The sequence below is a fragment of the Nocardiopsis sp. YSL2 genome, from assembly GCF_030555055.1.
Lineage (GTDB): Bacteria > Actinomycetota > Actinomycetes > Streptosporangiales > Streptosporangiaceae > Nocardiopsis.
The window spans coordinates 1,671,082-1,692,542 of the sequence record NZ_JAMOAO010000001.1 but is presented as its reverse complement, the minus strand read 5'-3'; the positions used below and the strand labels follow the sequence as shown (position 1 = coordinate 1,692,542).

The 21,461-nt window shown below is 72.4% G+C and carries 16 protein-coding genes; 10 read left to right on the top strand and 6 right to left on the bottom strand.

Annotation, left to right across the window (positions count from 1 at the left end):
• Window positions 1-67 precede the first annotated feature (67 nt).
• Entirely contained in the window at window positions 68-484 is a 417-nt protein-coding gene (locus tag M1P99_RS07285; RefSeq protein WP_304451893.1) for a hypothetical protein, read from the bottom strand.
• A gap of 491 nt (window positions 485-975) precedes the next feature.
• Between M1P99_RS07285 and M1P99_RS07280 the strand changes: the two genes are divergently transcribed.
• From M1P99_RS07280 to M1P99_RS07260, 5 genes are all read left to right on the top strand, one after another.
• A complete protein-coding gene (locus M1P99_RS07280) occupies window positions 976-2,955 on the top strand; it encodes a translation factor GTPase family protein (protein ID WP_304451892.1) in 1,980 nt (659 codons plus the stop codon).
• 237 nt (window positions 2,956-3,192) lie between these two features.
• Window positions 3,193-5,631, top strand: a complete 2,439-nt coding sequence (locus M1P99_RS07275; RefSeq protein WP_304451891.1) for an endonuclease/exonuclease/phosphatase family protein — start codon at window positions 3,193-3,195, stop codon at window positions 5,629-5,631.
• 135 nt (window positions 5,632-5,766) lie between these two features.
• Entirely contained in the window at window positions 5,767-6,780 is a 1,014-nt protein-coding gene (gene galE, locus M1P99_RS07270) for a UDP-glucose 4-epimerase GalE (RefSeq protein WP_304451890.1), read from the top strand.
• A 111-nt stretch (window positions 6,781-6,891) separates the two neighbouring features.
• Complete coding sequence (guaA, locus tag M1P99_RS07265) at window positions 6,892-8,472, top strand: glutamine-hydrolyzing GMP synthase (protein ID WP_304451889.1); 1,581 nt, start codon at window positions 6,892-6,894, stop codon at window positions 8,470-8,472.
• A gap of 145 nt (window positions 8,473-8,617) precedes the next feature.
• Window positions 8,618-9,046, top strand: coding sequence for a protein-tyrosine phosphatase family protein (locus M1P99_RS07260; protein WP_304451888.1), 429 nt, complete (start codon window positions 8,618-8,620; stop codon window positions 9,044-9,046).
• Window positions 9,047-9,055: 9 nt separating this feature from the next.
• On the opposite strand, the gene M1P99_RS07255 is transcribed toward M1P99_RS07260, so the two are convergent.
• Entirely contained in the window at window positions 9,056-10,990 is a 1,935-nt protein-coding gene (locus M1P99_RS07255) for a serine/threonine-protein kinase (RefSeq protein ID WP_304451887.1), read from the bottom strand.
• Window positions 10,991-11,204: 214 nt separating this feature from the next.
• Between M1P99_RS07255 and M1P99_RS07250 the strand changes: the two genes are divergently transcribed.
• The 5 genes from M1P99_RS07250 (at window position 11,205) to M1P99_RS07230 (ending at window position 16,897) form a co-directional block, all read left to right on the top strand.
• Window positions 11,205-12,155 carry a 4-(cytidine 5'-diphospho)-2-C-methyl-D-erythritol kinase gene (locus M1P99_RS07250; RefSeq protein ID WP_304451886.1) on the top strand — a complete coding sequence of 317 codons (951 nt, stop codon included), beginning with the start codon at window positions 11,205-11,207 and terminating at the stop codon, window positions 12,153-12,155.
• Between the two features lie 95 nt (window positions 12,156-12,250).
• Window positions 12,251-12,961: a thiamine pyrophosphate-dependent enzyme gene (locus M1P99_RS07245; protein ID WP_304451885.1), complete on the top strand. Its 711-nt coding sequence runs from the start codon at window positions 12,251-12,253 to the stop codon at window positions 12,959-12,961.
• A 44-nt stretch (window positions 12,962-13,005) separates the two neighbouring features.
• Window positions 13,006-13,905: a transketolase family protein gene (locus M1P99_RS07240; RefSeq protein ID WP_304455614.1), complete on the top strand. Its 900-nt coding sequence runs from the start codon at window positions 13,006-13,008 to the stop codon at window positions 13,903-13,905.
• 120 nt (window positions 13,906-14,025) lie between these two features.
• Complete coding sequence (locus M1P99_RS07235; RefSeq protein ID WP_304451884.1) at window positions 14,026-15,000, top strand: SRPBCC domain-containing protein; 975 nt, start codon at window positions 14,026-14,028, stop codon at window positions 14,998-15,000.
• Window positions 15,001-15,124: 124 nt separating this feature from the next.
• Window positions 15,125-16,897 carry an ABC-F family ATP-binding cassette domain-containing protein gene (locus M1P99_RS07230; protein WP_304451883.1) on the top strand — a complete coding sequence of 591 codons (1,773 nt, stop codon included), beginning with the start codon at window positions 15,125-15,127 and terminating at the stop codon, window positions 16,895-16,897.
• A gap of 68 nt (window positions 16,898-16,965) precedes the next feature.
• On the opposite strand, the gene M1P99_RS07225 is transcribed toward M1P99_RS07230, so the two are convergent.
• The 4 genes from M1P99_RS07225 to M1P99_RS07210 all read right to left on the bottom strand — a co-directional run bounded on the left by M1P99_RS07225 (window position 16,966) and on the right by M1P99_RS07210 (window position 20,314).
• Entirely contained in the window at window positions 16,966-18,012 is a 1,047-nt protein-coding gene (locus M1P99_RS07225; RefSeq protein ID WP_304451882.1) for a GDSL-type esterase/lipase family protein, read from the bottom strand.
• An 81-nt stretch (window positions 18,013-18,093) separates the two neighbouring features.
• Window positions 18,094-18,603 carry a MarR family winged helix-turn-helix transcriptional regulator gene (locus M1P99_RS07220; RefSeq protein WP_304451881.1) on the bottom strand — a complete coding sequence of 170 codons (510 nt, stop codon included), beginning with the start codon at window positions 18,601-18,603 and terminating at the stop codon, window positions 18,094-18,096.
• Window positions 18,604-18,683: 80 nt separating this feature from the next.
• A complete protein-coding gene (locus M1P99_RS07215) occupies window positions 18,684-19,340 on the bottom strand; it encodes a TetR/AcrR family transcriptional regulator (protein WP_304451880.1) in 657 nt (218 codons plus the stop codon).
• A gap of 14 nt (window positions 19,341-19,354) precedes the next feature.
• Complete coding sequence (locus M1P99_RS07210; RefSeq protein WP_304451879.1) at window positions 19,355-20,314, bottom strand: acyl-CoA desaturase; 960 nt, start codon at window positions 20,312-20,314, stop codon at window positions 19,355-19,357.
• Window positions 20,315-21,461 lie beyond the last annotated feature (1,147 nt).

Below are 21,461 nucleotides of genomic sequence, written 5' to 3'. Positions count from 1 at the left end.
CCGCGGCACGGCGGCCCCACCCGTTCCCACAGGTGGGGCCGCCGTGGCGCGCCGCGCCGCAGGACCGCTACGCCGGTCCGTAGTCCAGGTTGTACAGGGCGCCGTCGTTGTTGAAGACCAGGGTTCCGCGGCTTCCCTCGATGACGTCGGAACCGAGGAGGTCGTCGGCGTCGGGAGAGTCGGCGTCGTAGAGGAAGACCTCGTCGCCGGTGTTGGCCTTGCGGTTGACCGGCACCCGGGCGGGGGAGTCGTGGTCGCAGTCGACCGAGTCCGCGGACGACCAGACCCGCGTTCCGTTGACGACGAGGTAGAGCTCGTCCCCGTCCGCTCCCCAGTCCTCGGTCTCGTAGCAGATGAGCGTGTGCATGTTCACGGTCGCCGCCCGGGCGGGTGCCTGGACGGTCGACGCGGCGGCGGGGGCGGAAACCGCGACGCCGAGCAGGACCGCGGTGGCGGCGACCGTGGAAAGAACGGATCGGTTCATGCGGGCTTTCTTTCCTTCGTCTTCGTGGATGTGTGCGGGCCCGGCGGTGGCCGGGCGGGCATCGAAATGTCTGGGAACCGCCGTTCGGCGGGTCCCTGAGAGGGCTGGACTCCGGAGTTCCGCAGGTGGACCGAGGTGCTCGGTGCCGCAGCCTTTCGGAAAGGTGCCCGGGCGCACCACCGAGGAAACAGCGTTACCGTCCTTTCCTTCTTCTGATTCGACGGCCGGTCGGCGTGTTTCGGCATTCTCTGGAAAATGGCTGTTCATTGGTTTTCGGGAGATTTTTTCGGTGAACCGAGTCGGGGAAGGACCGGTCGATCCCGGCCCGCGCGGAAAAAGCGGTTGCGCGGGTGCGGCGGCGTCCAGCACGATCGTCCCGACGGCCGGCGGACCCGCCGGTGCGTCCGGCCACAGCGAGGAGACAGGCATGCGGCGTCCCCACGGAATCTTCGAGCCCACCCGGACACGAATTCCCGAGGGACCCACCACGCATGACCTCCACGCTGAACATCGGTGTGCTCGCCCACGTCGACGCGGGTAAGACCAGCCTCACCGAACGACTGCTCTTCGAAGCCGGAGCCATCCACCGGCTGGGCAGCGTCGACACCGGTGACACGACGACGGACACCGGCAGCATCGAACGCGAGCGCGGCATCACCGTCCGCAGCGCCGTGGCCGGATTCCGGGTCGGTTCGACCCGGGTCAACCTGATCGACACCCCCGGCCACACCGACTTCGTCGCCGAGGTCGAGCGCGCCCTGGCGGTGCTCGACGGCGCGGTGCTGGTGGTCTCCGCCGTCGAGGGGGTCCAGGCCCACACCCGGCTGCTCATGCGCGTGCTCAGGGAGTCGGGGGTCCCGGTGCTGGTGTTCGTCAACAAGACCGACCGCTCCGGTGCCCGGCCCGAGCGGGTCTTCGCCGAGATCCGGCGGCGGCTCACCGACCGCGCCCTGGCCATGGACACCGTCCGGGACGCGGGCACACCGCACGCGCGCACCGAGCCGGGACAGTGGCGGGACCCCGCGTTCGCCGGCCGTGTCGCCGAGGCGCTCGCCGAGCACGACGACGGCCTGTTGGCCGCGGTGGTCGAGGACCGACCGCTGCCCGGCCCGCGCGCGCTCTCGGCGGCACTGCGGCACCAGGTCGGCCGCGGGCTCGTGTACCCGGTCCTGTGCGGCTCGGCGGTCACGGGCGCGGGGGTCCGCGCGCTGTCGCGGGCGCTCACGGCCCTGCTGCCGGTGACCACGGCGACGCCCGAGACGTGCGGCGGCGAGGAGCCCCGGGGCACGGTGTTCGCGATCGAGCGCGCCCCCTCCGGGGAGAAGACGGGGTACCTGCGGCTGCGCGCCGGGTGCCTGGAGCCCCGCGCACACGTCGAGTTCGAGCGGGCCGACCCGTCGGACGAGGGGCCCCACGGAGGGCGGATCACCGGGCTGGAGGTCGTCGGAGCGGAGGACGAGCGGTCCAGGATCCTGGTCGCCGGCGAGATCGGCAGGATCCGCGGACTGCCCGGACTGCGGGTCGGGGACCGGATGGGCCCGCCGACCGCGGCCGCGCGCTTCGCCGGGCCCGCGCTGGAGGCGGTCGTGCGCCCGCGGGACGGCGGCGACGCGACACGCCTGCACGCCGCCCTGACTGCGCTCGCCGACCAGGATCCTCTGATCCACCTGCGCACCGTTCCGGAGGAGGGCCTGTCGGTGCTGCTCTACGGGGAGGTGCAGAAGGAGGTCATCGCCGCCACGCTGGCCGAGGACTTCGGTGTGCGGGCCGTGTTCGAGCGCAGCCGGACCACGCACACCGAGCGCCCGGCGGGAACCGGGTCGGCGTTCGAGGAGGTCTCCCCGCGGCGCCCCGTCGGCACTTGGGCCACGGTCGGTCTGCGGGTGGACCCGGTTCCGGAGGGCACGGGTGTCGTGTTCCGCCGCGAGGTGGAGTACGGAGCGCTGATCGGGGCCTTCGACCGGGCCATCGAGGAGACCGTCCGCGACACCCTGCGCCAGGGCCTGTACGGGTGGCCCGTGACCGACTGCGCCGTGACGCTGATCCGCAGCGGCTTCGTGCCCCCGACCACGCCCGCCGACTTCCGCGAACTGACCCCGCTCGTGCTGATGCGGGCGCTGGACCGGGCGGGCACGCGGGTGTTCGAGCCGGTGCACGGTTTCGAGTTGGAGGTCCCGGCGGACGCGCTGGGCGCCGTGACGGCCCGCCTGAACGGCCTGGGCGCCCGCGTGCGCGCCACGGTCGAGGCCGCGGAGGGGTGGAGGTTGGAGGGGGAGATCGCCGCGAGGTCGGTGGACGCCTTCCGGACCGAACTACCCGGCCTGTCGCGGGGCGAGGGCGTGTGGTGGACCTCTCCGGAGGGGGAGCGCCCGGTGACGGGCCCCGTACCCCGCAGGGCCCGCACCGACGGCAACCCGCTGGACTACGACGAGTACCTGGTGCACCGGGCCAACGCCGGACGGCGCGGCTGAGGCGGAGCCGAGTGCTCCGCCACGGGGCCCGGGAGGCCGAATCCTCCCGGGCCCCGCTCGTCGGCTGGAGGATCATCCAAGGGCCATTCCGCCGGTTCATGGTCGAATCACACCAAAATCATCGCCGGTCGCCTCCTTTTCACACGCTCTCTTTCGGTCGGACATCCAAACGGGCCATGATGTGCCAGCCCCTCACCCCACCCCCACACCCCCACCCCCGACCAGACCGGAGAAGGCGTGTCCCCCAGCAGAACCCCCTCCAGACGCGTGCTCGCGTCCGCCACGGCGGTGACGGCGCTGTCCCTGACCGCCGCGCTCGCCGCCGCCCTGCCCGCCGCGGCCGAGGCCACCGGACCCGTCATCGGCGAGGTCTACGGCGGCGGCGGCAACAGCGGCGCCGACCTGCGCAACGACTTCGTCGAACTCGGCAACCCCACCGACAGCGCCGTCGGGCTCGACGGCTGGAGCGTGCAGTACCTGCCCGCGCGACCCGGCGACTCCACCCGGGTCCAGGTCACCCCGCTGGGCGGCGCGATCGAGCCGGGCGCGTCCTACCTGGTGCGCCAGGGCCAGGGCTCCGGCGGCACGGTCGACCTTCCCGCCCCCGACGCCACGGGCGGCACCGCCATGGCCGCGGGCTCGGGTGTGGTCCTCCTGGTGGAGGGCACCGAGCCGGTCTCCTGCCGCACCGCCGCCGCGTGCGTGGCGGAGGAGGGCGTCGCCGACCTCGTCGGCTACGGCTCGGCCGCCGTCTTCGAGGGCGCGCCCGCGCCGGGGCTGAGCAACACGACCTCGGCCGCCCGCGGCGCCGACCTCGCGGACACCGACGACAACGCCGCCGACTTCACTGCCGGAGCCCCCACCCCCACCAACACGGCCGGAGAGACCGTGGGCGACGGCGGCGGCACCGACCCCGACGACCCGGTCGAGCCCGGTGACCTGCGCGTCCATGACGTCCAGGGCACCACCCGCAGCTCCCCGATGGAAGGCGAGACGGTCAGCGGCCTGCCCGGTGTCGTGACCGCGCTGAACGCCTTCGGCAGCGCGCGGGGCTTCTGGTTCCAGGACACCGAGGGCGACGGCGACCCGCGCACGAGCGAGGCGCTCTTCGTCTACACCGGCTCCACCACCCCCGACGTGTCCGTCGGGGACGAGATCCTGGTCGCCGGCCGGGTCGGCGAGTACCGGCCCGCCAGCGGGAGCCAGAGCATCACGCAGCTGGACCGGGCCCGCTGGACCGTGGTGTCCGAGGGCGCCGACGTGCCCGACTCCATCGACCTGGGCGGGGACACCATCCCCGACGCCTACGCCCCCGACCACGGCGGCGACACCACCGACCTGGAACTGGAACCGGGCACCTACGCCCTGGACTTCTGGGAGGCCCACGAGCACATGCTCGTGCGCGTGGAGGACGCCCCCGTCATCGATGCGACCGACCCCTACGACGCCCTGTGGGTGACCGCCAAGCCCGACGAGAACCGCACGGCCAACGGTGGTACGCACTACGGCTCCTACGACGAGCCCAACACCGGGCGGGTCAAGGTCGAGTCCCTGCTCGACCTGGAGCGGCACCCCTTCCCCCAGGCCGACGTCGGCGACACCCTGACCGGGGTCACCGAGGGGCCGGTCTACTACAGCCGGTTCGGCGGCTACCTCGTGCGCGCCACGACCATGGGCGAGCTCGCCGCCGGTGGCCTGGAGCGCGTCCCCGCCCGCGACGCCGAGCGGTACGAGGTCTCCGTGGCCACCTACAACGTCGAGAACCTCGACGGCGAGGACGACCAGGCCAAGTTCGACGACCTCGCCGAGGGCGTCGTCGACTACCTGGGCGCGCCCGACATCATCGGCCTGGAGGAGATCCAGGACAGCAACGGGCCCGTCGACGACGGCACCGTGGACCCCGACGTCACTCTGGACCGCCTCGTGGCGGCGATCGAGGCCCAGGGCGGACCCTCCTACGAGTGGCGGCAGATCAGCCCGCGGGACGGCCAGGACGGCGGCCAGCCGGGTGGCAACATCCGCAACGCCTTCCTCTTCAACCCCAAGCACGTGCGGTTCGTCGACGTCGAGGGCGGCGACGCCACCACCGCCGTGGAGGTCACCGAGGGCCCCCGGGGCGCCGGGCTGAGCGTCTCACCCGGCCGGATCGAGCCGCAGGACGAGGCCTGGGACAGCAGCCGCAAGCCGCTCGTCGGCCACTTCCGGGCCAAGGGCCGCGACCTGTACGTGGTGACCAACCACTTCAACTCCAAGGGCGGCGACCAGTCCCTGCACGGCGTCCGGCAGCCCCCGCTCCGCACGAGCGAGGTGCAGCGCAACGCCCAGGCGCGCCTGGTCCGCCAGTTCGCCGAGGACCTGCTCGAGGTCGACCCGGACGCGAACCTCATCGTCATGGGCGACCTGAACGACTTCCCGTTCTCGCCCACGCTGGACATCCTCACCGCCGACGGCCTGCTGGCCAACCCGATGGACGAGCTGCCCGAGGAGGAGCGCTACAACTACGTGTACGACGGCAACTCCCAGGCGCTCGACCACATCCTGGTCAACGGCGTCCTGGCCGACCGGATGGACTACGAGGTCGTGCGCGTCAACTCCGAGTTCCACGACCAGGTCAGCGACCACGACCCGCAGGTGCTGTGGTTCGACATCCGCCGCGGACCGCCGCACCGCCCCTGACCCCCTGAGGCAGGACGGGGCCCGTGCCGGCCGGCACGGGCCCCTCGCGTGTCCCGCCCCGTTCGGCGGGAGCGCCTATCCTGAGGTGGCCTGGCCCGTGCCGTCGCGGGTGTCCCCACCTTCAGGAAGTCCGCCATGAACGTACTGCTCACCGGTGGTGCCGGCTACATCGGCTCCCACACCGCCGTGGAACTCCTCGACGCCGGGCACGACGTCGTGGCCGTCGACACCCTGGTCAACAGCAACGAGGAGTCCCTGCGGCGTGTGGAGCGCATCACCGGGCGCACCGCGGCCTTCCACCGGGCCGACTGCACGGACCCGGCCGCCCTGCGCCGTGTGTTCGCCGAGCACGACATCGACGCGGTCGTCCACATGGCCGGACTCAAGGCCGTGGGGGAGTCCGCGCAGCTGCCGCTGCGCTACTACCGCAACAACCTGGACGCCCTGCTCTCGCTCGTCGAGGTGATGGACGAGTACGACGTGCGCGACCTGGTGCTGAGCTCCTCCGCCACGGTGTACGGAGACCCGGAGCGGGTCCCCATCACCGAGGACGCCCCCCTCAGCTCGGCCAACCCCTACGGCGCCACCAAGCTCTTCTCCGAACAGATCCTGCGGGACCTCGCCGCGGCGGACGAGCGGTGGCGGATCACCGCGCTGCGCTACTTCAACCCCATCGGCGCCCACCCCAGCGGCCTGATCGGCGAGGACCCCCAGGGCGTCCCCAACAACCTCTTCCCGTACATCGCCCAGGTCGCCTCCGGCCGCCGCGAGCGGCTCCTGGTGTTCGGCGACGACTACGACACCGCCGACGGCACCGGTGTACGCGACTACCTGCACGTGGTGGACCTGGCACGCGGGCACCTCGCGGCCGTGACCCACCTGGCCGACGCCCCCGGGTTCCGCGCCTACAACCTGGGGACGGGCAAGGGCGTCTCGGTGCTGGAGGGCGTGCGCGCCTTCGAGCGCGCGAGCGGCCGGCCCGTGCCCTACGACGTGGTCGCACGCCGCCCCGGGGACATCGCCGTGTGCTACGCCGACCCCTCCGCCGCCGCGCGCGACCTCGACTGGAAGGCCGTGCGGGACGTGGACGAGGCCTGCGCGGACGCCTGGCGGTGGCAGTCGTCCAACCCCAGGGGCTTCGCGGGTTGAGAGCCGCGGGCTGAGGGACTGCGCACACCCGGTCCCGGCCAGGGCGGGTGTCCGCGGATGACGCCCTAGACTGGGCGGACATCCCTGTTCTCCTGCGGAAGGTCCTCCGTCGTGTCCGTTGGTGCTGAGAGCACGTTCGACACCGTTCTCGTCGTCGACTTCGGCGCGCAGTACGCGCAGCTGATCGCACGTCGCGTCCGCGAATGCCACGTGCACAGCGAGATCGTGCCCTCGACCATGCCCGTCGAGGAGATGCTCGCCAAGAAACCCAAGGCCATCATCCTCTCGGGCGGCCCGTCCTCGGTCTACGCCGAGGGCGCGCCCCACGTGGGTGCCGAACTCTTCCAGACCGGGGTACCGACGTTCGGTATCTGCTACGGCTTCCAGGCGATGACCCGCGCGCTGGGCGGCACCGTGGAACGGACCGACCTGAGCGAGTTCGGCCGCACGGAGCTGACCTCCGCGAGCGACTCCGTGCTCTTCTCCGGTCTGCCCAGCGACCTGCTGGTGTGGATGTCGCACGGCGACTCCGTCGTGGCGGCGCCCGAGGGGTTCACCACGGTCGCCAGCACCGCGGGCGCTCCGGTCGCCGCCTTCGAGGACACCGAGCGGCGGCTGTTCGGCGTGCAGTTCCACCCCGAGGTGATGCACACCGAGCACGGCCAGGACGTGCTGCGCACGTTCCTCTACGAGGGTGCGGGCTGCCGCCCCACGTGGACGATGGTGAACATCGTCGAGGAGCAGTTGGAGCGCATCCGTGAGCAGATCGGCGACAAGCGCGTCATCTGCGCGCTGAGCGGCGGCGTCGACTCCGCCGTGGCCGGAGCCCTGGTGCAGCGCGCGGTCGGCGACCAGCTGACCTGCGTGTTCGTCGACCACGGCCTGCTGCGCAAGGGCGAGGCCGAGCAGGTCGAGAAGGACTACGTGGCGATCACCGGCGCGACCCTGAAGGTCGTCGACGCCGAGGAGCGCTTCCTCGAAGCCCTCTCCGGGGTGACCGACCCCGAGGAGAAGCGCAAGATCATCGGCCGCGAGTTCATCCGCGTGTTCGAGCAGGCGGCCCGTGAGGTCGTCGTCGAGAGCGGTGAGCACGGCGCCGAGGTCGAGTTCCTGGTCCAGGGCACGCTCTACCCGGACGTCGTGGAGTCCGGCGGCGGCACCGGGACCGCGAACATCAAGTCGCACCACAACGTGGGCGGCCTGCCGGAGGACCTCCAGTTCACACTGGTGGAGCCGCTGCGCGAGCTGTTCAAGGACGAGGTCCGCAAGGTCGGCGAGGAGCTCGGCCTGCCGCCGGAGATGGTGTGGCGCCAGCCGTTCCCGGGCCCGGGCCTGGGCATCCGCATCATCGGCGAGGTCACCCGCGACCGCCTGGAGATCCTGCGCGAGGCCGACGCGATCGCCCGTGAGGAGCTCTCGCGCGCCGGGCTGGACCGGGACATCTGGCAGTGCCCCGTGGTGCTGCTCGCCGACGTGCGCTCGGTGGGCGTGCAGGGCGACGGACGCACCTACGGCCACCCGGTCGTCCTGCGCCCCGTCAGCAGTGAGGACGCCATGACGGCCGACTGGTCGCGCGTGCCCTACGACGTGCTCGCCAAGATCTCCAACCGGATCACCAACGAGGTCCGCGAGATCAACCGCGTCACCCTCGACGTCACCAGCAAGCCCCCGGGCACCATCGAGTGGGAGTAGGCGGCCGCCCGCTCCGCTGACGGCCGACGGGCCCGGCGCACCCCGTGTGCGCCGGGCCTTTCGCGTTCCACGGACCGCGCCGCCGGGCCGCATCCGGTCATCGCGTCCCCTGGCCGGGCCCGCTGAGCACCCCTACGCTCGGAGCATGGCATCGACCTGGGAGCCCGGAGCGCCGGGTGTGCTGCGCCTGCCGTCGGGGCGGCTCGTCCGCGGCCGCGGTCTGGCCCGGCCCCTGCCGGAGGGGCCGGAGCCCGAGTTCGCCCTCTACCTGCTCGACCGGACGCCGCCCGCCGTCGCGTGGGAGGACCGGTGGGTCCGCTGGCCGGACTTCGGCCTGCCGAGCGACGACGCCGCGACGGGCGCGGCACTGCGCGAGGCGTGGACGCGGGCCGACCGTGAGCGGGTCGAGGTGGCCTGCGTGGGCGGGCGGGGCCGGACCGGGACGGCGCTCGCGTGCCTGGCGGTCCTGGACGGAGTGCCCGCGCGGGGGGCGGTCGCCTACGTCCGGGAGCACTACCTGCCCGGGGCGGTGGAGACGCCCGGGCAGGAGCGGTTCGTCACCCGTTTCGGCTGAGGCCCCCGCTCAGCGCACGAGGTGCCCGATCGCGATGTCGGTGCGCTCGGCGCCGTCCCCGTGGGTCAGGGACAGGACCTCGGGACGGCCGTCGTCCTCGCGGAGGATGAACACCAGCTCGCCCGCGCCCGTCTCGCCCGGGGCCACGCCCGGCCCCTCCCACAGCGACTGCCGCCGCTCCTCGCTCGACGGGTTCTCCGCCTCGCGGGTGTTCTGGCTCGTGGTCGTGAGGATCTGGTCCTCGGCGTCGAACCGCACCAGGGCCCCGCCGGTGTTGGTCAGGCTCAGCTCGACCACGCAGTACTCGGCGTCGCTCTGCAGGCCGGAACGGATGTTGTGCTTGGTCAGCCCGCAGGTGACCTCGGGGACGTCGTACTGGACGGCGCCGTCGGGGGAGGTGACCGGCATGTCGCTGGGCGGGCCGTTGGGCTCCTCCGCCTCGTCTGCGTCGTCCGCGTCGTCCTGCGGTGCTTCCGCGCCCGGCGGCTGGGTGTCCGGTTCCTCCTGGCCCTGGGAGGAGTCGCCCTGCGCCCAGGGCAGGAAGGAGCCGTTGCTCGAGAGGAAGGTCAGCAGCAGAGCCATGGCCACGAGGACGGCCACTCCGGCGAGCACGGTGCCCAGGAGCAGGCCCTTGCGCCGCGCGGGCGCCGCGGGCCGGTGCGGCGGCGGGGGCACGGGCGGTACGTAGGGCTGTGGCCGGGAGACCTGCTGTTCGGCGGGCTGCGGCACCATCGGGATGGGGCCGGTGGAGGCCGGGTGCTGGGCCGGGGGCTGCCCGACGGGATGGACCTGCCCCTGGGGCGCGTGCTGGGGCGGCGGCGCGGCCGGGCGGCCCGCGGCGGCGCGACCGGGCGGGGGTCCCTGCGGCCGGGGGTAGTTGCCGGTCTGGTGGGCGGGCGGCGGCATGGGCGGCGCGGGCTGGTAGGGGCCGGGGCCGGGGTGGCGCATGCCCGTCATGGTCTGGTGCGAGGGCTGCTGGCCGTGCCCGGGGTGGGGCATCCCGGGCGGTACCGGCGGCAGGTTCGGCCGCCACGACTGGTGCAGGGCGTGCGAGACCATGTCGTTGGGGTTGGTGGGGTCCTCGCCTCCGGCGAGCTCCAGGAGCAGGTCCTGGGCGGTGGGCCGACGGCTCGGATCCTTGGCCAGGGCGCGCGTCACCAGGCGGTCGAGGGGGCTGTCCAGCGGCCCGATCTGCGGCTCCGCGAACAGGACGCGTTTGCCCAGCGTCATGGCGTCGCCGTTGCCGAAGGGGTGGGTGCCGTTGCCGGCGAACGCCACCAGGCACCCCCAGGCGAAGATGTCCGCCGAGGTGGTGACCTGCTCCTCCAGGAGCTGTTCCGGGGCCATCCAGCCGGGGCTGCCCATGACGATGCCGGTCTGGGTGTGGTTGGTGGCGGTGTTCATCGCACGGGCGATGCCGAAGTCGATCACCCGGGGGCCGGACAGCGACAGCAGCACGTTGGCGGGCTTGAGATCGCGGTGGACCAGCCCGGTCCGGTGGATGGCGGCCAGGGCCGCGGCCACGCCCAGGGCGAACCCGTGCAGGGTCGAGGAGTCGAGCGGCCCGTTCTCGGCGATGTGCTCGGCCAGCGCGGTGCCCGCGATGTACTCGGTGACCATGTAGGGGCGGTTCTCGAACGTCCCGTGGTCGAGGACCTTCGCGGTGCAGAAGGAGGCGACCTTGCGGGCGTTCTCCATCTCGTCGTGGAACCGCGCGCGGGTGGCCTCGTCGAAGGCCAGCTCCGGGCGGATGACCTTGATCGCTACCTGGGGCGCGTCACCCCGCGCCCGTGGTGTCGAGCTGTTCCTGTCCGCGGCGCTGCCCAGGTAGACGGTACCCATGCCGCCACTACCCAGCTTCCCGGACAGCACGTAGGGACCGATGGTGGCCGGATCTCCGGCGGCCAGCGGTTCCAGGTTCTTCGGGAGCCCATCCGACGGCAAGCGACCCTCCCCGACGGTGTCCAAACTCCGCCTTGCCCCAAGGTAGCGGTGTTTGTGCCCTGATTCCCACTCACGGGCCGGATCGGGCCGTCATGGGTGCGGGCGGTAACTGACATGACAGAGGTGACGGTCCCCAGGGTGCGTCGAACACACCGCTGACCCGCGGGGGGTGTGTGTTCACGCAAGGTGGGGGTTCCTTTACGATTGGGGACTCGTGACCGTTAATACCACCGTAACCGTGCGGGTCCCCGCGAAGGTGAACCTCCAGCTGGCGGTGGGGCCCGGACGCGAGGACGGGTTCCACGACCTCGTCAACGTGTTCCATGCCGTCTCACTGTTCGACGAGGTTACCGTTACGGCGGCGCCCCCGCGTCCTGGGACCGCCCTCACGGAGCTGACCGTGGGCGGAGGGCTGGGCTCCCACCTGTCGCGCGTGCCCCTGGACGAGACCAACCTGACCGCCCGCGCGGCGGCTCTGCTGGCCGCGCGGACGGGTCTGGGCCACCCGGTCACCATCCACATGGACAAGCACATCCCCGTGGCCGGCGGGATGGCCGGCGGCAGCGCCGACGCGGCCGCCGCGCTGGTGGCCTGCGACCGCCTGTGGGGCTGTGACCTGCCCCGGCGGACCCTGCTCGACTACGCGGCCGAGTTGGGCAGCGACGTTCCCTTCGCTCTGGTGGGGGCCACCGCGGTCGGCCGCGGCCGGGGCGAGATCCTCGAACCGATGGTCGGATCCGGCCGGTTCCACTGGGTGTTCGCGCTCTCGCCGCACGGGCTGTCCACGGCCGAGGTGTTCGCCGAGTACGACCGCCTGCGCCCGGACGCCCCGGAGCCGCGTGCCGACGCCGCCCTGGCGGCCGCGCTGGCCGCCGCCGACCCGGTGGCGCTGGGGGAGTCCCTCACCAACGACCTTCAGGGCGCCGCCCTGTCCCTGCTCCCGGAGCTGGAGCGCACGCTCAAGACCGGGCGGGAGGCCGGAGCCCTGGGCGCCCTGGTGTCCGGATCCGGTCCGACCTGCGCCTTCCTCGTCGGCGGCGGGGCCGAGGAGCGCTCCGTGGTCGACGGGCGCGAGGCGGCTGTGGTGGCGGCACTGGAGGCGAGCGGGCTGTGCGAGCGCGTCGTGACGGCCTACGGGGACGTGCCGGGGGCCACCGTCCTGTGACCCCCCAGGCGTGAGGTAGATCACTGGAATCGACGGGCGTCGCGGTGGGTCCGCGCGGTTGACCTCAAGTGTGCTTGAGGTTGAACACTGGACGCATGTCGACCCGACCCGCCTTCTCCCGATACGCCGACCTGCCCACCCTCATCGGACTGATGGAGGGTGACGAGAAGCACAGCGCCGCGGCCCACACCACGCTGGACGTCCTGTGGGTCCTCTACGACCGCGTCCTGGCCGTCTCCCCCGAGACGGCCGACGACCCCGCCCGCGACCGCTTCCTGCTGTCCAAGGGACACGGCCCCGCGGCCTTCTACGCCGTCCTGGCCGCCAAGGGCTTCCTCGACGTGCCGACCCTGCGCACCTGGGCGGCGTTCGACTCCCGGCTGGGACACCACCCCGACCGCGTACTCGTCCCCGGGGCCGAAATCGGCAGCGGGTCCCTCGGCCACGGCCTGCCCCTCGCCCTGGGCACCGCCCTCGGGCTGCGCGCCCGGGACGTGCGCCGCGCCGACGGCGCCGAACCCCGCGTCGTCGTGCTCGTCGGCGACGGGGAACTCGACGAGGGCAGCAACCACGAGGCCATCGCCGCCGCCGGCCGACTCGGCGCGGACAACCTCACCGTCGTGGTCGTCGACAACCGTTCGTCCAGGCACGGCTGGCCCGGCGGCATCGCAGCGCGCTTCGCGGTGGAGGGCTGGGAGACGCGCGAGGCCGACGGCCGCGACCAGGACGCCCTCCACGACGCCCTCACCCGCCCCCGCTCCCGTGGACCGCTCGCCGTCGTCGCTCGGGTGCGTGTCGGGACGTGAACAGGAAGACGCTCATGAACACGGACATGAACAGGAACACGGACATGCGCCAGGCCTTCGCCGAGACCGTGGGCACCGCCCTGGACGAGGACCCCCGCACCGCCCTCGTCCTCGCCGTGATCTCCGGCGACATGTTCCGGCGCTCCGCCGCCCGCCACCCGGGCCGCGTGATCGACGTCGGCATCCGCGAGCAGGCGATGATCGGGGTGGCCGGAGGGCTCGCCCTGACCGGGATGCGCCCCATCGTGCACAGCTACGCCCCCTTCCTCGTCGAGCGGCCCTTCGAGCAGATCAAGCTGGACTTCGGCCACCAGGACGTCGGCGCGGTGCTGGTCGGCATCGGCGGTTCCTACGACGCCTCCACGGCGGGCCGCACCCACCAGGCGCCCGGCGACGTCGCCCTCCTGGACACCCTGCCCGGATGGACCGTGCACGTGCCCGGCCACCATGAGGAGGCGCGCGACCTCCTCCGGGCCGCCATCGCCCGCGACGACCGCGTGTACGTGCGGCTCTCGGCCACGGGCAACCGGACGTCGATGCCCGTGTCGCCGCGCCTGACGGTCCTGCGCACCGGATCGGCCCGCTCGGCGGGCGTGGTCGTGGCCGTGGGCCCCATGCTCGACCGGGTCCTGGAGGCCACCGCCGGCCTGGACGTCACCGTCGCCTACGCCTCGACCGTGCGCCCCTTCGACCGCGACGGCCTCAGCCGGCTCGTGGGCGCCGCGGGCAGCGCCGACGTCCTGCTCGTCGAGCCCTACCTGCGGGGAACGTCCGCGCACGAGGTCGCCGAGGCCCTGGCCGACCGCCGCCACCGGCAGCTCGGCCTGGGCGTCGGACGGGACGCGGAGCTGCGCTCCTACGGCACACCCGCCGACCACGCCCGGGCGCACGGCCTGGACACGGAGGGAATCGCCAAGGCGGCCCGGGACTTCTTCCTGGTCTGAGTGCCGGTCCGACGCCTTCGGGGCCTGGCGTGGTGCGGCCCCCAGCGGGTCGCGTTCTGGGTACGGTCACGACGGGGTGCCGATCGCACCGGGCGGACCGACCGAGAAGGGAAGTGCACCATGGCTCAGCCGACGGCGACACTGCGGGTGGTGGCGGGCGACGCGGTCCTGCTCCTGGACCGGCGCTTCGCGGCCGGTCCGGAGCGGGTGTGGCGCGCGGTGTCCGACCCCGCGGAGCTGGCGCGGTGGTTCCCCGCCGCCGTCGAGGGCGACCTGCGGGTGGGCGGGCGCCTGCGCTTCAGCTTCTCCGACGCCCCGGCCGACGCGGGCGACGGCGGCGAGGGACAGGTCACCGAGTTCGAGCCTCCACGCGTGTTCGGGTTCCTGTGGAACCGCGACGCACTGCGCTTCGAGGTCGCCCCGGACGACGCCGGAGCCGGGACCCGATTCACGCTCACGCACGCCGCCGGCGGGGCCGCGCTCGGCCGTCTGGCGGCCGCCCGCACCGCCCACGGCTGGGACACGTGCCTGGCCGCGCTGGAGGCCCTTCTGGAGGGCCGGGACCCGGAGGCCGCCTCCGAGTCGCGGACCGGGCGCCTGGCGGCCGTGGAGCGCTATGTGGCCGAGTTCGGGCTCGATGAGGGCACGGCGGTGACGACCCCCGACGGCTTCGTCGTGTCCTTCGCCCGCGACCTGCTGTGGACACCGCTCGAGGACGCCTGGGCCGTCCTGACCGGAGGGAAGGCCGCCGAGGTCGGCGGCGTACCGCCGGCGGGGACCGTCAACGAGGAGGTGGGCGCCGGCCCGGTCACCGAGGCGGACGCTCCGCGCGTGCTGGAGTACACCTGGACGCATGAGGGCGCCGCGGCGGGGACGGTCCGCTGGACGCTGGTCCACGAGCCGGGACTCGGCAACCGCGTGGAACTGACCCAGACCGTGCCCGAGCGGCTGGAGCCGTTCCTGCCGACGGCGCTCGCCGCCTGGCACACCCACCTGGAGCGGTACTTCGCCGAGGTCGTCGGTGGCGAACGCCGTCCGTGGCCCGCGGACCGGACCGAGGAGCTGCGCGGCCGCTACGCCGCGCGCCTGGACTGAGGCGGGCCGCCCCCACCCGCGAGGCGGATGCGGCGGGCGCGGCCGCTCCGGTCGGGGACCGGGTGACCGCCCCGCGCTCGCGGGCGGTCGGGGCACCGCGTCGGGGGGACCACAATGGACAGTGATGAATCTGGTCAATCTTCAGGACGTGTCCCTGGCCTACGGGCCCCTCGTACTCCTCGACAAGGTCTCGCTCGGCGTGGACGAGGGCGACCGCATCGGCGTCGTCGGCCGCAACGGGGGCGGCAAGTCGACGCTGATCTCCGTGCTGTCGGCGCTCACCGCGCCCGACTCGGGCCGGGTCGTGCACAACCGCGGACTCCGTGTCGGCTTCCTCCACCAGCGCGACACCTTCCCCGACACCACCGTCGGCGAGTTCGTGCTGGGTGACCGGGCCGAGCACGAGTGGGCGGGCGACGCGCGCATCCGCGACCTGCTCCGCGGCCTCCTCGGCGGCTGGGACCTGGACACCTCGATGGCGGACCTGTCCGGCGGCGAGCGCCGTCGCACGGGTCTGGCCCGGCTCCTGGTGGACGACCACGACCTCATCGTCCTGGACGAGCCCACCAACCACCTCGACATCGAGGGCATCGCCTGGCTGGCCCAGCACCTGAACGCCCGTCCCGAGGCGCTCGTGGTCGTCACACACGACCGGTGGTTCCTGGACGCGGTCACCACGCGCACCTGGGAGGTCGGGCGCGGCACCGTCGAGCGCTACGAGGGCGGGTACGCCGCCTACGTCCTGGCCAAGGCCGAGCGCGACCGCCAGGCCGCCGCGGCCGAGGAGCGCCGCCAGAACATCATGCGCAAGGAGCTGGCCTGGCTGCGCCGCGGCGCCCCCGCGCGCACCTCCAAGCCCAAGTTCCGGATCGAGGCGGCCAACCAGCTCATCGCGGACGAGCCGCCGGCCCGCGACTCCGTCGAGCTGGTCCGCTTCGCCAGCTCCCGCCTGGGCAAGACGGTCGTCGACCTCAAGGACGTGACCGTCGCCGTTCCCGACCGGGTCCTGCTCGACCACCTCACGTGGCAGCTCGGCCCCGGGGACCGGGTCGGACTGGTGGGCGTCAACGGCGCGGGCAAGTCCACCCTGCTCAAGATCCTCGCCGAGGAGCGCGAGCCCGACACCGGACACGTCCGCACGGGCCGCACGGTCAAGCTGGCGCACCTGTCCCAGAACGTGGCCGAGCTGGACCCCGACGCCCGCCCCCTCCAGACGGTGATGGAGGTGCGCGAGCACATCACCATCGGCAAGCGCGACTACACCGCCAGCCAGATGCTGGAGCGCTTCGGCTTCCGGGGCGAGCGCCAGTGGACGCCGGTCGGAGAGCTCTCCGGGGGTGAGCGCCGCCGCCTGCAGCTGCTGCGCCTGCTCATGGACGAGCCCAACGTGCTGCTCCTGGACGAGCCCACGAACGACCTCGACATCGAGACCCTCACCGAGCTGGAGGACCTGCTCGACGGCTGGCCCGGGTCGCTCGTCCTGGTCAGCCACGACCGCTACTTCCTGGAGCGCGTCACCGACCGCGTCCTGGCGCTGATGGGCGACGGCGGCCTGGCCTTCCTGCCCGGCGGCGTCGACGAGTACCTGGAGCGCCGCGCGCTCAGGGCGGGCGAGGCCACGGTGCCGCTGGGCGCCTCGGAGACGGCGGAGCAGGAGTCGAAGGCACCGGCCGTGTCGGCGGCCGACCGCCGCGCCGCGCAGAAGGAGATGCAGCGCGTCGAGCGGCGCATGGACCGGGTGTCCAAGCGCGAGACGGAGCTGCACGAGCTGATGGCCGCCGCGGCCGACGACTACACCCGCCTGGCCGAGCTGGACGCCGAGGCCAAGGCCCTGGCCGCCGAGCGCGAGCAGCTGGAGGAGGTCTGGCTGGAGAAGGCCGAGCAGGTGGGCGACTAGGACCTGCGTCGAGGGCCGGTACGCGCCGCGTACCGGCCCTTCCGCGTGCGGGGGACGGGGACCCGTCGCTACTGGACGAGGTCCTCGAACGTGGCGGCGATCTCCTGGGCGCCCGCCCGGTTGGTGTGGATGTCCGGACCGCGGTCGGTGTTGCACATCCACGTCAGGTCGCAGACGGACTGCACGTTGGCGGGCATGCCGGTGTCGCTGTCCGCGGGCACGTCGAAGTTCGTGGAGTCGAAGGTCGCCTCGACGTCGGCGACCTCGATGTCCTGGGCGGCGTAGGAGGAGCGCAGGGACTCGTTCATCTCCTCCAGGACACCGGTGGCGTACTCCACGAGGTCGGGCTCGCCCGCCTCGGCGTCGTCGGCCTCGCCGGACCCGTCCGCGCCCTCCGCGTCGTCGGCCTCGCCGGACCCGTCCGCGCCCTCCGCGTCGCCGTCCTCCCGTGCGTCCTCGGGGCCGTCGCTCGACTCGGCGTCCTCGGCCTCCTCGCCGTCGGTCCCGCCGTCCTCCAACAGCAGCGCCGCCAGGAACGGGTTGTAGTAGGTCATCGCGATGATCTGGGTGTCCGGTCCGGCGGCCGCGCGCAGACGGCTCGCGATGACCGGGATCTCCGTGTCGACGCGCTCCAGCCCGTCCTCGACGCACGCGGTGTCCAGGGAGGGGCCGGACGCGTTCTCCATGTCGCCCACGCAGCCGGTGAAGTTGTTCCCGCCGATGGTGAGGGTGACCAGGTCGACCCGGCCCGCGTTCTCGGCGAGGAACTCCTCGGCGGCCTCCAGCTGGGACGCGCCGTCGTACTGCTCGTCGCAGTGCGCCGGCCCGCCCTCGATGAAGCTGGTGGTGTCCTCGCCGCCGCAGCCCATGCGCTCGTGGTCGAGCGTGGAGTCCGCGTCGTACAGGTTCCGGTACAGGACGTCGGTGTACCCGTCGGCGGTCGTCTCGGGCCGCCCGTTCTCGTCCGGCTGGACGCCGACGGTCAACGAGTCGCCCAGGGAGAGGTAGTAGCTCGGCTCCGCCGCGGTCCGCTCATCGGCCGAGTCGCCGTCGCCGCCGCAGCCCGTCATGGCAACGACCGCCGCGGTCAGTGCCGCGATCCACCGGATTCTCACTGTGTTCTCCAACCAAGGCCTGGATTGTGGTTCGCGCCCAGACAGCGGGTCCCGGTGAGAGAGACGGATACCGCCGAGTAACTAGTCTTGTGGATCGCCCGGACCCCTGTCGAGTGGTGCGAGAAGGCATCTGAGTAACGATGCCAGCTGTTCGCGGTCGTCGGCCGGCATCGGTGCCAGCAGCGACTCCTCGTACCGCACGAGCGAGGCCAGCGCGGCGTCGATCCGCTCGGCGCCCTGGTCGGTGAGGCGGACGAGTACGCCGCGCTTGTCGGCCGGGTCGGGGCGGCGCCGGACGAGGCCGGCGGCGGCCAGGCGGTCCACCCGGTTGGTCATCGTCCCGGAGGTCACCAGGGTGGCCCGGAGCAGGCGGCCGGGACTGAGCTCGTACGGGGGGCCGGAGCGGCGCAGCTCGGCCAGGACGTCGAACTCCCACGTCTCCAGCGCGTGCTCGGTGAACACCGTGCGGCGGGCGCGGTCCAGGTGGCGCGCGAGCCGGGACACCCGGCTGAACACCTCCAGCGGTGACACGTCCACGTCCGGGCGTTGGGAGCGCCACGCCTCGATCAGCCCATCCACCTCATCGCGCATGGGCCCAGCATATCTCTTGACATCAAGATAGCGGGGGCGGTACCAGGAGTACCGCCCCCGCCGTCACCGGCGACGGTGACTCAGTCCGTTCCGCGCGCCCGGGTCTGCAGCCTCGGCCGCGCCTCCAGGCTCGACAGCCCGTTCCAGGCCAGGTTGACCAGGTGCGCCGCGACGACCTCGCGCTTGGGTCGGCGCACCTCCAGCCACCACTGCCCCGTCAAGGCCCACATACCCACCAGGGCCTGGGCGTACATGGGGGCCAGCGCCGGATCGTAACCGCGGTCGGCGAACTCGTCGACCATGATGTGCTCGACCTGGCTGGCGATGTCGTTGAGCAGGCTGGCGAAACTCCCGGTGGCGGAGGCCGCGTGCGAGTCGCGGGTCAGGACCCGGAACCCGACGGTGTTCTCCTCCACGTACCGGAGCAGTGCCAGGGCCGCCTTCTCGATCTTGGTGCGCGCGCTGTCGGCGGTGAGGGCATCGCCCACCATGTCCAGGAGCGTGCGCATCTCCCGGTCCACGACGACGGCGTAGATGCCCTCCTTGCCGCCGAAGTGCTCGTAGACCACGGGCTTGGACACGCCCGCCCGTGCCGCGATCTCCTCCACGGAGGTCGCGTCGAACCCGCGTTCGGCGAACAGCTCCCGGCCGATCTCCACAAGCTGTTGTCGGCGCTCCCTGCCCGTCATGCGCTTGCGGCGCACGCGTGTCGTCTGATCGCTGTCGGCTGCTCCCATGATGGCTTCAGATCCTAGACGCTGACCCGCTTGGCGGCGAGCCGTTCGTTGTTGGGCCAGCGGACCTTGGTGGCCCAGCCGAACTTCTCGAACGCCCAGATGATCCGGGCGGAGATGTCGATCTGGCCCTTGAGCACACCGTGGCGGGCGCAGGTCGGGTCGGCGTGGTGCAGGTTGTGCCACGACTCGCCGAAGGACGGGATGGCCAGCCACCACACGTTGCGGGAGCGGTCGCGGACCTCGAAGTTCTCCTCGCCGATGGTGTGGCAGATGGAGTTGATCGACCAGGTGACGTGGTGCAGCAGGGCCACGCGGACCAGGCTCGCCCAGAAGAACGCGGTGACCGCGCCCCACCAGGACATGGTGACCAGGCCGCCGATGAGGGCGGGCGCGCCCAGCGAGAAGATGACGATCGGCAGGAAGAGCTTGTCGACGAGGACGACGTCCTTGTCCTTGAGCAGGTCCGGCGTGAACCGGCGAGGCGAGGTCTTCTTCTCGTCCAGGTACATCCACGCCATGTGCGCGTAGTACAGGCCCTTGGCCACCGACTTCCAGTCGTCGCCGAAGCGCCACGGCGAGTGCGGGTCGCCCTCGGCGTCGGCGTACTTGTGGTGGCGGCGGTGGTCGGCCACCCATTTGATGACGCTGCCCTCGATGGCCATGCTGCCCGCGACCGCCAGCGCGATGCGCAGCGGGCGGTTGGCCTTGAACGAGCCGTGGGTGAAGTGCCGGTGGAAGCCGACCGTGATGCCCAGTCCGCTGATCACGTAGAAGACCACGCCGATGGCGATGTCGGTCATCGACAGGCCCCAGCCCCAGAAGAAGGGCACGGAGGCGAGCAGCGCGATGAGCGGGATGAAGACGAACGCGAACACCGTGTAGCGCTCGGCCTTGCCCCTCGCCTCTGGCTCGTACTCGGGGATGACCTCGCGTTTCCGCGGGGTCGCGGTCGGTACCTCGGGAGCTGCGGTCATGGTCTCCAACACCTCGTGTCACTGGACGACGTCTCGGGTCAGGACGGCGCCCGAGGGTGTGTGCACCCGCCGCGACAGCCCAACCTATTCCTACGTAACCGTAACCTACGTTGCCGTAGGTTTGGCAACCCCCCTCGCGGAGGCGCTATGTTGGTGGCGGTCGACAGGGCGCACGGCCGGCGCCCCACCGTCCCGGATGATGTAATCGGCAGCATGTGGGGTTTTGGTCCCCATCGTCCAGGTTCGAGCCCTGGTCCGGGAGCTTGTGCTCGGGGCGCTTGGGTTCGGGGCGCTTCACACCGGCGCCTTCGTCGTCGACTTGCCTTGCTCGTTCCTCGCTGCGGCCCCGTCTCCTCCTGCAGGCTCCGGCGCGCCCCTCACCCCCTGCTTGCCTTGGGCCTCCGCTCGTGCCCGCGCCGTCGCCCGCCACCACCCTCAACGGACGCCTGCGGCGCAGCCCTACCTGCTTCGGCCCGACCAACCCCCCTGTGGTTCCGGTGGGCTGCGCTACTCACCTCTCACCCCCTGTGGCCCCGTAGGCCCGCGTGTGCGCGTCCAACTCCCTGGGGTTCACCTGGGCGTGTGGCTTATCCCTCAGCCCCCTGCTGATCCCCTTGCCGGACCGTCACTTCCACGCCCCGGGATTCACACAGCCGTGTGCCTCTGATCACAGGAGCCTCCCCTTGAAGGTGTCCTGCCTGCCTGAACCACTGTGGGGTTGGCTCGGGGCGCGCCACCCCTGCACCCACAGGGGGTTGAAGGTGCGCACACAGTCCTGCGTGAACCCCAGGGGGTTGGCCGTGCACACATCAGCCCACTTCAACCCCAGGGGGTGAGAGGGAGGCCGTTCAAGCGGCCTCGACCCCAGGGGGTCTATCCGGGCCAAAGCGAGGAACGAGCGGAGGCCCAAAGAAGACACAGGGGTGAGGGGCGCGCCGGAGCCTGCAGGAGGAGACGTTGCCGCCAGCGAGCTTGCGAGCCAGGCGAGTCGACGACGAAGGACCCGGCGTGAAGCGCCCCGAACCCAACCCGAACCCAACCCGGCATCAAGCGCCCCGAACCTACTCCGAACCCACCAGGTGACGCGCATGTATCCTTCCCATGTCGGCCGCTGGATCATCCGACGGCCGCCCGCGCGGCACGCGGG